The sequence below is a fragment of the Rhizobium sp. UGM030330-04 genome (assembly GCF_003208455.1).
GTDB lineage: Bacteria > Pseudomonadota > Alphaproteobacteria > Rhizobiales > Rhizobiaceae > Agrobacterium > Agrobacterium rhizogenes_A.
In genome coordinates, this window is sequence record NZ_QKML01000008.1 from 100,076 (window position 1) to 113,812 (window position 13,737).

The 13,737-nt window shown below is 61.2% G+C and carries 13 protein-coding genes; 3 read left to right on the forward strand and 10 right to left on the reverse strand.

The genetic code is table 11. From position 1 onward, the window contains the following. Positions 1-58 precede the first annotated feature (58 nt). The 3 genes from nirK to N434_RS13870 all read left to right on the forward strand — a co-directional run bounded on the left by nirK (position 59) and on the right by N434_RS13870 (position 3,079). Positions 59-1,201 (forward strand): copper-containing nitrite reductase, encoded by a 1,143-nt coding sequence (gene nirK, locus N434_RS13860; RefSeq protein WP_110758898.1) that lies wholly within the window; start codon positions 59-61, stop codon positions 1,199-1,201. 109 nt (positions 1,202-1,310) lie between these two features. After that, complete coding sequence (locus tag N434_RS13865) at positions 1,311-2,228, forward strand: SUMF1/EgtB/PvdO family nonheme iron enzyme (RefSeq protein WP_110758684.1); 918 nt, start codon at positions 1,311-1,313, stop codon at positions 2,226-2,228. Positions 2,229-2,377: 149 nt separating this feature from the next. Further along, positions 2,378-3,079, forward strand: a complete 702-nt coding sequence (locus N434_RS13870) for a Crp/Fnr family transcriptional regulator (protein WP_065117779.1) — start codon at positions 2,378-2,380, stop codon at positions 3,077-3,079. Between the two features lie 72 nt (positions 3,080-3,151). Here N434_RS13870 and N434_RS13875 read toward each other — a convergent pair whose 3' ends face one another. From N434_RS13875 to N434_RS13920, 10 genes are all read right to left on the reverse strand, one after another. Continuing rightward, entirely contained in the window at positions 3,152-3,547 is a 396-nt protein-coding gene (locus N434_RS13875) for a c-type cytochrome (RefSeq protein WP_110758900.1), read from the reverse strand. Positions 3,548-3,614: 67 nt separating this feature from the next. Next, complete coding sequence (locus tag N434_RS13880; protein WP_110758686.1) at positions 3,615-4,175, reverse strand: gluconate 2-dehydrogenase subunit 3 family protein; 561 nt, start codon at positions 4,173-4,175, stop codon at positions 3,615-3,617. Beyond that, entirely contained in the window at positions 4,175-5,860 is a 1,686-nt protein-coding gene (locus tag N434_RS13885) for a GMC oxidoreductase (protein ID WP_110758688.1), read from the reverse strand. The genes N434_RS13880 and N434_RS13885 overlap by 1 nt, the downstream gene beginning before the upstream one ends. A gap of 146 nt (positions 5,861-6,006) precedes the next feature. Further along, positions 6,007-6,861 carry a sugar phosphate isomerase/epimerase family protein gene (locus N434_RS13890; RefSeq protein ID WP_181423973.1) on the reverse strand — a complete coding sequence of 285 codons (855 nt, stop codon included), beginning with the start codon at positions 6,859-6,861 and terminating at the stop codon, positions 6,007-6,009. Between the two features lie 129 nt (positions 6,862-6,990). Continuing rightward, positions 6,991-8,160 (reverse strand): Gfo/Idh/MocA family protein, encoded by a 1,170-nt coding sequence (locus N434_RS13895; RefSeq protein WP_110758689.1) that lies wholly within the window; start codon positions 8,158-8,160, stop codon positions 6,991-6,993. An 11-nt stretch (positions 8,161-8,171) separates the two neighbouring features. Beyond that, complete coding sequence (locus N434_RS13900; protein ID WP_110758691.1) at positions 8,172-9,221, reverse strand: sugar phosphate isomerase/epimerase family protein; 1,050 nt, start codon at positions 9,219-9,221, stop codon at positions 8,172-8,174. Between the two features lie 33 nt (positions 9,222-9,254). Beyond that, entirely contained in the window at positions 9,255-10,277 is a 1,023-nt protein-coding gene (locus N434_RS13905) for a LacI family DNA-binding transcriptional regulator (RefSeq protein WP_110758693.1), read from the reverse strand. 3 nt (positions 10,278-10,280) lie between these two features. Next, entirely contained in the window at positions 10,281-11,249 is a 969-nt protein-coding gene (locus N434_RS13910; protein WP_110758694.1) for an ABC transporter permease, read from the reverse strand. A 1-nt stretch (position 11,250) separates the two neighbouring features. Then, on the reverse strand, positions 11,251-12,195 hold the full coding sequence (locus N434_RS13915; RefSeq protein WP_065117787.1) for an ABC transporter permease: 945 nt from the start codon (positions 12,193-12,195) through the stop codon (positions 11,251-11,253). Next, on the reverse strand, positions 12,192-13,685 hold the full coding sequence (locus N434_RS13920) for a sugar ABC transporter ATP-binding protein (RefSeq protein WP_110758696.1): 1,494 nt from the start codon (positions 13,683-13,685) through the stop codon (positions 12,192-12,194). Before N434_RS13920 ends, N434_RS13915 begins: the two co-directional genes overlap by 4 nt. Positions 13,686-13,737 lie beyond the last annotated feature (52 nt).

Genomic DNA, 13,737 nt, shown 5'->3' on the forward strand with positions numbered 1-13,737 from the left:
TACAAATGCTGTGACAGAGCGAAACATGCTCTGCCCCAAGAGGGATAGGAGAAGAATGATGACGGAAACCTTCCACATCACACGGCGTAATATTCTCGCAGGCGCAGCATTTGCAGGGGCTGTAGCCCCCATGATCATCCCATCGGCAGCGAGCGCGGCAGAGGAAAAGAAAGCCGCAGCCAAGCCATTGACGAGCGCTGAGATTGCAGCGCTTCCTCGCGTAAAAGTTGATCTCGTCAAACCGCCCTTCGTGCACGCCCACACGCAGAAAGCCGAAGGCGGACCGAAGATCGTCGAGTTCACGCTCACGATCAAAGAGCAGAAGATGATCCTCGATGACAAGGGCACCGAGGTCCACGCCATGACCTTCAACGGTTCGGTTCCCGGCCCCTTGATGGTGGTGCACCAGGACGACTATGTCGAACTGACCCTCATCAACCCCGATACCAATGAGCTGCAGCACAATATCGATTTCCACTCGGCCACCGGCGCGCTCGGCGGCGGCGGGCTCACCATCGTCAACCCCGGTGAAAAGGCGATCCTGCGCTTCAAGGCCACCAAGGCCGGCGTCTTCGTCTATCACTGCGCACCTCCCGGCATGGTGCCGTGGCACGTCACCTCGGGCATGAATGGCGCGATCATGGTGCTGCCGCGCGAGGGCCTGACGGACGGCCACGGCAAGGAGCTTGTTTACGACAAGATCTATTATGTCGGCGAGCAGGACTTCTACATCCCTCGCGACGAGAACGGCAATTTCAAGAAATATGAAAGCGCCGGCGATGCCATGGCCGACACGCTGGAGGTGATGCGCAAGCTGACGCCGACCCATATCGTCTTCAACGGCGCAGTCGGCGCCCTGACCGGGGAACACGCCCTTCAGGCCGCCGTTGGCGAGAAGGTGCTGATCGTCCATTCGCAGGCAAACCGTGATACCCGTCCGCACCTCATCGGCGGCCATGGCGATTATGTCTGGGCGACGGGCAAGTTCCGCAACCCGCCGGATCTCGACCAGGAAACCTGGTTCATTCCTGGCGGCACGGCGGGTGCGGCCTTCTATACCTTCGAGCAGCCCGGCATCTACGCTTATGTCAACCACAACCTCATCGAAGCTTTCGAGCTGGGTGCAGCCGCTCACTTCAAGGTTACCGGTGAATGGAACAACAGCCTGATGCAGGCGGTGCTCGCCCCATCGAGCATCTGACACAAACGGGAGCGCGCCGCCGCCAGCGGTCGCGGCGCGCTCCCCCTTCTGCTATGCGGCCTGAAAGCAGGCCCGAACTTTGGCGTCTTCTCGACGCAGGCAGGTTCCCATGGGCATTCCCGGCAACAGCCACCTCCCAAATGCCGTCTCGCTTCTTCTCCCGCTCTCGATTGCAACGCTGCTGGCAACGGCCATCGGTTTCCAGTCCGGGATCATCCGCAGCGGCATTGATGACCGCGCGGCCATGATGGCTCCACAGGTCGTTACAGTGCCCGCCGGACATTTCACCTACCGGGCGGAGGGCGAATATTTCCGCAATGGTTATGCCGTCGATGGGCCGATGGTCGACGTGGCGATGCGGCAAAGTCTGACGATCATGAAATATCAGGTATCGAGCGCGGATTATGCGCGCTGCGTGGCGGAAGGCGGCTGCCAGCAGCCGGAACCCGGCTTTGCCGCTCCAGTCGGCAGCGAGATACCGGCAACCGGTATCAGCCAGGACGACGCCCGCGCCTATGCACAGTGGCTGAGCGAGCGGACAGGCGAGGTCTGGCGCCTGCCGAGCGACGCCGAACTTGCCTTTGCCGCCGGCTCGCTTTTCCCGGATGAGACGCTGGGTATCGCCGCGGACAGTGAAAACCCGGCTTTGCGCTGGCTGGCGGATTACGAGCGGCAGACCAGCCGCAAGGCCTCGGGCAACCCCGTTCCGCAATCCTATGGCAGCTTCGGCGAAAACGAATATGGCCTTGCCGATTTCGGCGGCAATGTCTGGGAATGGACGTCCAGCTGCAGCCACCGCGTGACGCTCGGCAAGGATGGTGAGGCGATCGATAGCGTCGCCTCCTGCGGCATTCCCGTCGCTTCGGGAAAACATCGGGCGGCGATGAGCGCCTTTGTCAAAAACCCGAAAAGCGGCGGCTGCGCCGTTGGCGTACCGCCTGATAATCTCGGGTTCAGGCTCGTGAGAGACACACGCTGGTACGCGCCGCTTCTCGAAAAGCTTCGTGCCACTGCCATATTTTCCTGACAATCGTCAATTAAAACAAGTGCTTGATTCATATCATTTGATCTTCTGCCGCCGGTGATAGTGCTGTATGCTGACAATACAGAAAAGGCCGATCCTCGATTGCCACTGCAATCACCTTGAGGATCGTCCGATCACCGGAGAGGGTGCAAGTGAAGATTGACCGAAGCGTCATCCGGTCGCTGGCCTTGTTTGCCAAGATGGCCGACGATGAGCTGGACGGACTGCTGACCCACGCCACATCCCGGCTGGTGCCGCCGGGCGAAGCCATTTTCGAGCAGGGCCAGTCGGCAACGCATTTCTTCCTGCTTATCCACGGCCGCCTGAAGGTGACACAGGTGACGCATGACGGCCAGCAGATCATCGTGCGCGTGGTGCATCCCGGTGATCTCTTCGGTTTCGCAAGAGCGCTGCAACGGTCCGATTATCCCGGCACCGCCACGACGGCAGCCGAAAGCGTCATCCTGTCGTGGCAGACGGACCTCTGGCCGCAATTCGTCGAACAGAACCCGCATCTTGCCGTTTCCGCCATGCAGACGATCGGCCAGCGTCTGGAGGAAGCCCATACGCGCATCCGCGAAATGTCGACGCAGGAAGTGGAGCGCCGGGTGGCCCATGCCGTGCTGCGCCTTTCGCAGCAGGCGGGCCGCAAGGAGGAAGACGGCATCCGTATCGACTTCCCGATCTCGCGGCAGGATATTGCCGAGATGACCGGCACGACGCTGCACACGGTCTCGCGCATCCTTTCCAGCTGGGAGTCCAAGGGACTGGTGCAGGGTGGGCGACAAAAGCTTCTGGTCTGCAACCTGCCGGGCCTTGCCCAGCTGGCGGAAGGCGAAGCAAGCCAGGTGTAGCGCGCAGGTGCCTGTCGCCATGCCGCCGGCCTTCGCCAAGGGCCGCGCCTCGACCCGTCTGTCCCGCCGCTCTCATTCAGCGGGCTTGGAAGCCGCGCTTTCGATATAGGCGATGAGATTGTCCAGATCTTCCGGCTTGCTGATGCCGGCCAGCGCCATCTTGTTTCCGGGTATTTTCTTTTTGGGCGCGCTGATGAAATCCCGCAATTCTTCGGGTGTCCAGACAAGACCGTCCTCACCCGCTTTTTTCATCGCAGCCGAGTAAGTATAGTCAGGCGCGCCGCCCGCTGCACGGCCGATGATGCCGTTAAGCTGCGGGCCGACCCGGTTTTTCGCGCCCTCGCCGATGGCGTGGCAGGCGGAACAGCGCTTGAAGACCGCCTCCCCCTTGGCAACATCGCCCTCCGAGAGAGCGGGAATGGCGCCTGCGGTCAGCATTGCCGCCGCGATGATTGATATATTGCGCATCATGTCATCCTTGTCTTGCCGCATGAATGCGGCCCGCCCGCAAACGCGGACGGGCCGACAATTCTCCTCAGGTCGTGCCCCAGGCGGGCGTGCCCTTCTTGTAGGGAACGCGGTCTTCGAAACCACCGGGAATCTCGTCGTAGACGAGAACTTCCGTGGCCCCGATCTTCGAGGTGAAGAAGCCGAGTAGCGTCAATTGCTTGACGAGCGTGAAGGCATGCGGCTTTGCCGGTGTCTGTTCCGCCTTGGCCTGCTTGTCCAGCGCCGAAAGCAGCGCCTGCCGTTGTTCTGCCGTCAGCTCAAGAAAGGCCTTCTTGTGTTCGGCCTGACTGCGCTTCTCGATGTCGGAAATTGCCGAGAGAAAGAGTGTCCGCTGTTCGTCGGTGTAGCAGTCGGCCGCATAGACGGCCATGAATGCACCCACTTCGGCATCCTTCGCCCCCGGCGTGGAGGTGCGGGGAATGATGGTTTCGGCCACCTCATCCAGAAAGCGGATTTCCTCCGGGGTAAAGACATGGGCTGCGCTGGCGGGCTTGGCAGCGTTTTCCGCAGCCGTCAGAACATCCGCGCCGATCAGCGGAAGGCCGGTGGCAATGGCTATCAGTTTCAGCAGTTCGCGTCTGTTCATCACAGATTCCCCTTCTTGCGTTCGGAAACGGCAAAATCGGCCGCACGCGCCGTCAGCGCCATGTAGGTCAGAGACGGGTTGACGCAGGAGGCCGAGGTCATGCAGGCGCCGTCAGTCACGAAGACATTGGGCGCATCCCAGACCTGGTTGTTGCCGTTGAGGACGGAGGTTTTCGGGTCGCGTCCCATGCGGGCCGTTCCCATTTCATGAATGCCCATGCCGGGGGCGTAACTGCCCCGCGAAGGCTTGACGTTCTTGATGCCGACCGCCTCGAACATCTCGACGGCGTCATTGACCATGTCTTCGCGCATGTCGAGTTCGTTCTGCTTCATCTCGACATTCATCGACAGGACCGGCAGGCCCCATTTGTCCTTCTTGTCTTGATCCAGTTTCACGCGGTTCTCATGATAGGGCAGCATTTCGCCGAAGGCGGTCATGCCGATGGTCCAGCCACCGGGCTCTGTCAGCGCCTCCTTGTAATCGGCACCGATATTGAGTTCGGCGATTTCCCGCTCCCAGCGCGAACGGCTGGCCGAGCCCTGATACCCGAAACCGCGCAGATATTTGCGCTTGTCGTCGCCGGTATTGCGGAAGCGCGGAATGTAGAAGCCCGCCGGGCGGCGGCCTTTGAAGTAGAAGTCCTCGAAACCTTCCACCTGGCCGGTGGCGCCCATGCGGAAATGGTGGTCCATCACGTTATGGCCGAGTTCGCCCGAGCTGCTTCCAAGTCCGCCTTCCCAGACGTCTGTAGCCGAGTTCATCAGCACCCATGTCGAGTTCAGCGTCGAGGCATTCAGGAAGATGATGTCGGCGGTATATTCATAGGTGAGGTTGGTTTCTGCATCGATGATCTCGACGCCACGCGCCTTCTTCTTGTCCTTGTCGTACAAGATTTCCTTGACGATGGAGAAAGGCCTGAGCGTAAGATTGCCGGTGGCGACCGCCGCAGGCAGGGTCGATGCCTGCGTGCTGAAATAGCCGCCGAAAGGACAGCCCAGACGACACTTGTTGCGGAACTGACAGCGCGTGCGCTCCTGATCGGGAAGTTCCTGGGTGATGTTGGCGCAGCGCGAATTGATGAGGTGGCGCGTGCCCCTGAAGGCTTTCTTCAGCCGGCTCGCCACATCCTGCTCCACGAAATTGAGCGGAATGGGCGGCAGGAATTCGCCATCAGGGAGAATATCCAGCCCCTCGCGGCTGCCGGAAATGCCGGCGAAACGCTCAACATAATCATACCATGGAGAGACGTCTTCATAGCGGATCGGCCAGTCGACGGCGATGCCTTCCTTTGCATTGGCTTCGAAATCCGTCTGCGACCAGCGATAGGTCTGGCGGCCCCAGAGCAGCGAGCGGCCGCCGACATGATAGCCACGGAACCAGTCGAAGCGCTTTTCCTCGACATAGGGCGTTTCCTGCTCATCGGCCCACATGCCGAGCGTTGCCTCTTCCAGCAGGTAATCGCGGCTGAGGACGGGATATTTCGCCTTCATCTCCTGCGTGGCGCGGTTGCGGTGGGGGTAATCCCAGGCTTCCTTGTCCGCATTCTGATAGTCGGTGACGTGCTCGATATTGCGGCCGCGCTCCAGCATCAGGACCTTCAGGCCCTTTTGCGTGAGTTCCTTTGCGGCCCAGCCTCCGCTAATGCCCGAGCCGACAACAATCGCATCATAATGATTGTTTGCCATGATAACTCCTCCGATGTGACGTGGAAAAACGACGAGACAAAGCGCTTCCCGTCGCGATGCGTCGGAAAATGCATATGCGTCTGTCGAACCTCATGCGCCCCGGCGAAACCGGCCGCCGGGGAGCGGTTCTGGTTTACTGGCAGTGTTTACTGAATGGTCGGCAGGTGTTCGCTCAGGAACGCGTTGCCCTTGGTCACGACCGCTTCGGCATCGAGCGGAAGATCGTGCTCAAGGATGAACCATTTTGCGCCGGCCTGTTTTGCCGCCGGCAGGATCGTTTTCCAGTCGAGCGTGCCGGTGCCGAGTGTGGCGAAGCCGCGCTCGTTTTCCGCCGTGCCGGCCGGTGCATTGTCCTTGGCGTGGATGGCGAAAACCTTGCCCTTCAAGGTACCGAGGAATTCGGCCGGATCATTGCCGCTGCGCGCCACCCAGGCGACATCGACTTCGGCCTGCAGCTTCGGGCCTGCCGCGTCGAGCAGCAGTTCAAGCGCCGTCTTGCCGTCGAATTTGACCATCTCGAAGTCATGGTTGTGATAGGCCATGGAGAGGCCTGCCGTGGATAGCTTGTCGGCATAACCACCAAGTTCCTTACCGAAGGCGGTCCAGCCTGCGGCGTCCTTCGGGCGGTCTTCCGGCTTCAGGAACGGCACGGTCACGACGGGATTGCCGACGGCTTTCTGTTCGGTGATGACCTCATCGAGGTTACCGCGCAGCTTGTCGATCGGCACATGCGAGGAAATGACCTTGATCTTGTGCTTTTCCAGAAGCGCGTTCAGTTCGCTGGCGCTGACCTTCTGCATATCCACCGTTTCGACTGCCGAAACGCCGGCGCGGTTGAGGATGGCAAGCTGCTCCTCAAGTGATCCCGCGTTGCGTAGTGTGTACATCTGCGCGGCGATCGGCAGCGTCTTGCTGTCTTCGGCCAGAACCGGGTTCGTGATGCCGGCCGCCAATGCGACGACGGCTGCCATCTTCACGAATTTTGACTTGAACGTTTTCAAACGCGTAACTCCCTTTCCGTTTGATCAATGTGACGACACGTGTGCCCACGCCTTACCCGGCCTTCCGGCCGGGTCATGCCGGGCACCGCCTCCTGTGCCCTGCGTCGTCCGTCCTCGATATGCGATGATCTAGATGTCGATCCCTACCCAGGACGAGGTCCGACTGGACCGGACGGCCGCATCGATGAATGCGAGACCCGCAAGGCCATCCTCTATGCCGGGGTAAATCACCTCCCCGGCGGCTGTCTTTCCCTCCCTTTTTGCGATGATTGCATCTGCGGCTTCGCGGTAGATCGTCGCAAAACCCTCGAGATATCCCTCCGGGTGCCCGGACGGCACGCGGCTGACACGGTTGGCAGCAGCACCTGCGCCTGCGCCGTTGCGGGTGATAAGCCGCTTAGGTTCGCCATAAGGCGTGAACCACAGTTCGTCCGGCACCCGGTGGTGCCATTCAAGCCCGCCTTTATCGCCATAGACCCGGAGCGACAGCGCGTTTTCATTGCCGACCGCGATCTGGCTCGCCCAGAGCATCCCCTTGGCGCCGCTTTCATAACGCAGCAGAATATTGGCGCTGTCATCCAGCTGCCGGCCCGGAACGAACGACGTCAGATCGGCATAAAGGCTTGTCGGGATTTCGCCCGTGACGAAGGCAGCGGCGTTAAAGGCATGGGTGCCGATATCGCCGATTGCCCCGCCGGCGCCGGAGCGGCTGGGGTCGGTGCGCCATTCCGCACCCTTCGCACCCATCTTTTCGACGGCTTCGGTCAGCCAGTCCTGCGCATATTCGGCCTGAACGTGGCGCAGCTTGCCGATGGCTCCATCGGCGATCATCTCGCGCATCTGCCGCAGCATCGCATAGCCGGTGTAGTTATGCGTCAGGATGAACAGCCTGTCGGATGCCCTGACGATCTCGGCCAGCGCCTTCGCCTCTTCCAGCGTCGCGGTCACCGGCTTGTCGCAGATGACGTGGATGCCGGCGTCGAGAAATGCCTTGGACGGAGCAAAATGCAGATGGTTGGGGGTGACGATAGCGACCGCCTCGATGCCATCTTCCCGACCAGCCTCGGATGCCGCCATTTCCTCGAACGAGGCATAGGAGCGCTCCGGCGCAATGCCGAGCAGGGTTGCCGAAGCGCTAGCACGCGCGGGATCGGAGGAAAGCGCGCCGGCCACCAGCTCGTAACGGTCATCCAGCCGGGCCGCGATGCGGTGCACCGCACCGATAAAGGCGCCCTGACCACCACCGACCATGCCGAGACGGATACGGCGGCTATCGAATTTCTTTGTAGCGGAGGACATGGCTATCCCTTTCAAAGTCCAAGAAGGCGACGATTGGCGGCATCATCGACACCGCTCTTGGCGAAATCGTCGAAGGCCCGCTCCGTCACGCGGATGATGTGGTTTTCAATGAAGCCCGCGCCCTCACGCGCGCCGTCTTCCGGGTGCTTCAACGCGCATTCCCATTCCAGCACCGCCCAGCCCTCGAAGTCATATTGGGTGAGCTTGGAAAACACCGCGCCGAAATCGACATGCCCGTCGCCGAGCGAGCGGAACCGCCCCGGCCGGTCGACCCAGCTCTGATAACCGCCATAAACGCCGGAACGGCCAGTCGGATTGAACTCGGCATCCTTGACGTGAAAGGCACGGATTCGCTCGTGGTAAATGTCGATGAAACCGAGATAATCCATCGCCTGCAGCACGAAATGCGAGGGATCGTAGAGCAGGTTGGCACGCGGGTGATTACCGGTGGCGTCAAGGAAACGCTCGAAGGTAACGCCATCATGCAGGTCCTCACCCGGATGCAGCTCATAGCAGAGATCGATGCCATTCTCCTCGAAGGCATCGAGAATGGGTGTCCAGCGCTTGCCCAGTTCGGCAAAAGCCATTTCGACAAGCCCGGCCGGACGCTGCGGCCACGGATAGACGAACGGCCAGGCAAGCGCGCCGGAGAAAGTCGCATGGCTCTTGAGGCCAAGGTGCTGCGAGGCTTTCGCCGCATACTTCAGCTGATTGACGGCCCATTCCTGCCGCGCCTGCGGTTTGCCGCGCAATTCGGCCGGCGCGAAACCATCGAACATTTCATCATAAACGGGATGAACAGCGACAAGCTGGCCCTGAATATGCGTTGAAAGCTCGGTGATCTCGATGCCGATCTCGGCCAGACGGCCCTTGATATCGTCGCAATAGGTCCTGGAGGCGGCGGCCTTTTCCAGATCGAAGAGTTTGGGATCGGTCGGCACCTGAATGCCCTTGTAACCGAGCGAAGCCGCCCATTGGCCGAGATTGTCGAGCGTGTCGAAAGGGGCCTCGTCTCCGGCAAATTGCGCGAGGAAAATTGCCGGGCCTTTGATCGTCTTCATGTCCTTACACTCCTTGCATTCACAGTCTGGCCGCTACCGATGCGGCGGGCGGCAGGGCGCGACCGAGCCGCGCACCACCAGTTCCGTATCCAGCACGACGGTTTCAGCCGTGCGTTTTCCGTTCAATCTGTCCACCATCAGCGCCATGGCCCTGCGGCCCATTTCCTGGCGGGGCTGGCGCACCGTCGTCAGCGGCGGTTCAAACGCGTTGGCGAAGATGATGTCGTCGAAGCCGATGACGGAGACGTCGGCCGGAACCGAAACCCCACGCGCCCGCAACTCGCTGATCGCGCCAATCGCCATCTGGTCGCTCGATGCGAAGATCGCGGTAAAGGTGATGCCACCTTCGAGAAGACCGGTTATCGCCTGACGGCCGGCTTCGATGCTGTAATCGCCCGTCACCACCAGTTCGTCGGTGTAGGTTATGCCAGCCTCGGCAAGTGCCGCGCGGTAACCGTCGAAACGTTCCTGCGCCAGACTTTCCGGAACGGGACCGGCCAGATGCACGATCTCCTTATGCCCCGCCTTGATGAGGTGCCGCATGGCATTCATGGAGGCGGCACGGTTGTCCACCTTGACGGTCGGCAGCGCGAGGCCGGGCACCGTTTCCGACGCGATGACGATCGGCGGCAGCGCGTCGCCCTGATCGAGAAGCTCGGAGGGAAACTGGCCGGTCATCAGGATCAACCCGTCGGCATGTTTCTGGCGCACCATGTCGATATGGGTCGCCACGCGGTTCTCGTCGTTGCGGGCATCGCCCATCAGCACCTTGAAGCCCGCTTCGCCCGCCGCTTCTTCCACGCCCTTGTAGATTTCGAGATAAAACGGGTTGCCGATATCGCGAACGAGTAGGATGACGGTGTTGTTGGATTGGCGGCGGAAACTGGCCGCCTGCGCATTGGGAACGAAGTTCGCCTGCCGCACGGCGTCGAAAACCTTCTTCCTGGTTTCCGGGCGAACCTTGTCGGGTTGCTGCAGCGCCCGCGATACGGTCGCGATGGAAACGCCCGCGAGAGCTGCAACTTCCCTGATATTAGAACCTTGGTCTTTGCTCATCTGTCACACACGCAACTGCTTTTGGCGGCCATAAAGCAGCATCAGCGCTAGCAACGTGACACCGAATATGATCTGCCGTGCCCATACATCGAGGTTGAGCGTTATCAGTACGCTTTGCAGAATGGTGAGCGCAACTGCCCCGGCCATGGTTCCGACATATCCACCCGCACCGCCGGCAAGCGAGGTGCCGCCGATGACAACCGCAATGATCGACGGAAGCACATATTGGTCGCCGACGGAGATGAAGGACGTGCCGGTGTAACCGATGACGCACACCCCGGTCAGCCCGGCAAACAGGCCGGAGAGGCCATAAAGCAGCGTGCGGATCAAAGAGACGGGCAATCCGGTGAGCGTCGCCGCCCGCTCGTTGGAGCCGATGGCATATATAGCGAAACCAAAGGCGGTGCGGCGCAGCACGAAGAGCATGATCGCGGCGATGCCCAGCCAAACGAACAACACGCCGGGAATACCGAAGACGAGCGGACGGTTGATGAAACCCGCCAGCAGGGGCGCTGCCGCACCTGATGGAACGCCCTGCGAATAAACGACCAGCCCGCCCTGAATGACCGCCGTCATGCCAAGCGTCATGACCAGCGGCGGAATGCGCACGAAGGTGATGCCGAGGCCGTTGATGAGGCCGATCAGGAAGGGAATACCGCCGGCAACGAGAATGGCGAGCGGAATGCCGGCATTCTGGCCGTTCATCATATTGCCGGCAAGGACGGCGCCAAGCGAGATCATCGCGCCGACGGACAGGTCGATGCCTTCACGGCCGCCGAGGATGACGAGGTTCTGGCCCGCCGCGACGATGCCGAGAATGGCGGCAATCGTCAGCAGCCGCACGATCTGCGAGCCCTGTGCGAAGCCGGGCGACAGCAATTCGCCGACCAGCAGCAGGAAGGCCGATGCGCCAATGGCGATGGTCAGAGGATCGGTAAGGACGGTTTTGATTTGCAAGCCGGGATTGGTCATGTCAACGCCTCGTCACCAGAACACCGCCGGCCAGCGCCGTCAGCACGATCAAACCCTGCACCAGTGTCTGGTACTCGAAGGGCAGGCCCGCAAAGAAAATCACATTGCCGATCATGCCCAGCACCAGCGCGCCGGCAATCGACCCGGTCGAGCTGCCGAAACCGCCGGAAAGCGCGGTGCCGCCCAGAACCACGGCCGAGATGGAAGACAGCGCCAGACTTGCGCCAAGCAGCGGGTCGCCCGAGGCCGTTTCACCCGTCAGGCAGAGCGCTGCCAGCGCCGAGAACAGGCCGGAGATCATGTAGGCGCCGATGCGGATGCCGGAAAGGCGCAGACCCGTCTGGAAGGCGCCGGTGCGATTGCCGCCGACGGCAAGCAGATGCGTGTGGAAAGGAATGCGCGACACGATCAGCGTGAAGGCGATGCCTGCCAGCAGTACCCACAGCACGAAGGGCAGGCCGATGAAGCTGCCGGAATAGGTCTGCCAATAGGCTTCCGGCACAGGAAGACCTGCCTGCGGCAAGACCCAGATCGCCAGACCGGCGAAGATGATGCCGGTCGCGAAAGTGGTGACGATGGGCTGGAAGCGCAGGCCGGAAATGAAGAAACCATTGACCAGTCCACACAGCAGCCCGACAGCCGCACCCGCCGCCATGCCGGCGAAGACAGCACCCGTCGTGCCGCCGAGTGCGGCGATGACGCTGACGGTGACGACATTGGCGAGCGCCACGATGCTGCCGACTGAAAGATCGATATCTCCGGCCAGAATGACGTAGGTCTGGCCGATGGCGACCAGGATCAGCGGCAGAAACGTCGTCAGGTTCGATTGCAGCACGGAGGGCTGAACGAAGGATGGCTGCAGAAACGTGTTCACGGCAACGAGAACGGCCAGAACGACGAGGGTGATGATCCAGGGTTGCCTGCGCAGAACGCCTTGGGAATTCATGCGGCGTCTCCATAGGCGGCGCGGGTCATGTTGACGGATGTCATGTCGGCTCCGGTCAGTTCCGCAGAGATGCGTCCGCCGTTGAAGACGAGAATGCGGTCGGCATATTCGAGGATTTCCGCATCTTCCGAGGAATAGAGAAGAATGGTCGCGCCGGCATCGGCCTGTTGCCGCATCAGCGCGAAGAGATCGGCCTTTGCGCCGAGATCGATACCCTTGGTCGGGTCGTCGAGCAGCAGCAGTTTCGGCGATGTCGCAAGCCAGCGGGAAATGAAGATCTTCTGCTGGTTGCCGCCGGAAAGCGTGCCGATTGGCATGTCCATGCCGGCAAACTTTGTCTTCATATCATCAGCGACCTTCTGCACCCGCGGCCTCAAAGTTGCGGGCCGAACGAGCCGCATCTTTTCGCGCACCATGAGCGCGGCGACGAGATTTTCGAAGATCGACCGGCCCTGAAGCGACGCGTCACGACCGCGATCGCCCGAAACATAGGCAAAACCGTTGTGAACCGCCTGCGAAGGCTTGCCGATGGTGATTTCACGGCCCTCGAAGCGGACTTGGCCTGTTGCAAACGGATTCGCGCCGAAGAGGCCTTTCAGCAGGGCCGATTGGCCTTGCCCCTGCAAACCAGCCAGACCGACGATTTCACCCGGATAGGCTTCTAGGGTAACGCCACGAACGCCATCACCCGCAACATCCGTCACCTTGAGGCTGGGCGCGGCAGCAGCGCGTCCCTGCTGGCGGTCGGGTGCGGCGCGGACATCGCCGACCATGTCGTGCACGACGGCTTCGCGGGTGGTTGCCGCCGTATCGAGTTCGGAAATCGTCGCGCCGTTGCGCATCACGGTGATGCGGTCGCAGACGGCAAAGACCTCGTCGAGACGGTGGGAAATCATGATGGTCGAGACACCGTCCGCCTTCTTGGCCCGGAGTATCTCGAAAAAGCGCTGGGACTGGCGGCCATCGAGCGCCGCCGTCGCCTCGTCCATGATCATCAGGCTGGCATTCTGCGCGAAGACCTTGAGGATTTCGACCAGCTGGCGCTGATCCGGCGGCAGATTGCCAACGATTGCGTCCGGCTCCAGCCCCTCGCCCGCCACGCCGTCAAACAGCGCAATTAGTCTCGCCGCTTCGGCTTTCAGGGCTTTGCCGTCAACAAAGATGCCGCGTTTCGGCTCGCGGCCGAGAAAGATATTATCGGCGACCGAAAGCTGCGGAACGAGGCTGAGTTCCTGATAAAACAGCGCAATACCGGCATTTTCGGCGTCCCGCGGGCTTTTGAAGCGTACTTCCGCACCGTTGAACCGGATCGTGCCGCTGGTCGGCGCGACCGCGCCCGCAACGATCTTGCAAAGCGTGCTCTTGCCGCAGCCATTGGCGCCCAGCAGCGCGTGAATTTCACCGCGACCGACGGTCAGCCTGCCGGCGGAAAGCGCGCGCACTGCGCCGAAATTCTTCGTTATGCCGGCCGCTTCCAAAGCGTTCGCCATCGCATGTCCCCGAATATTGCTTGTCACAGGCGGATGGCCAAGGCCCTCTCCG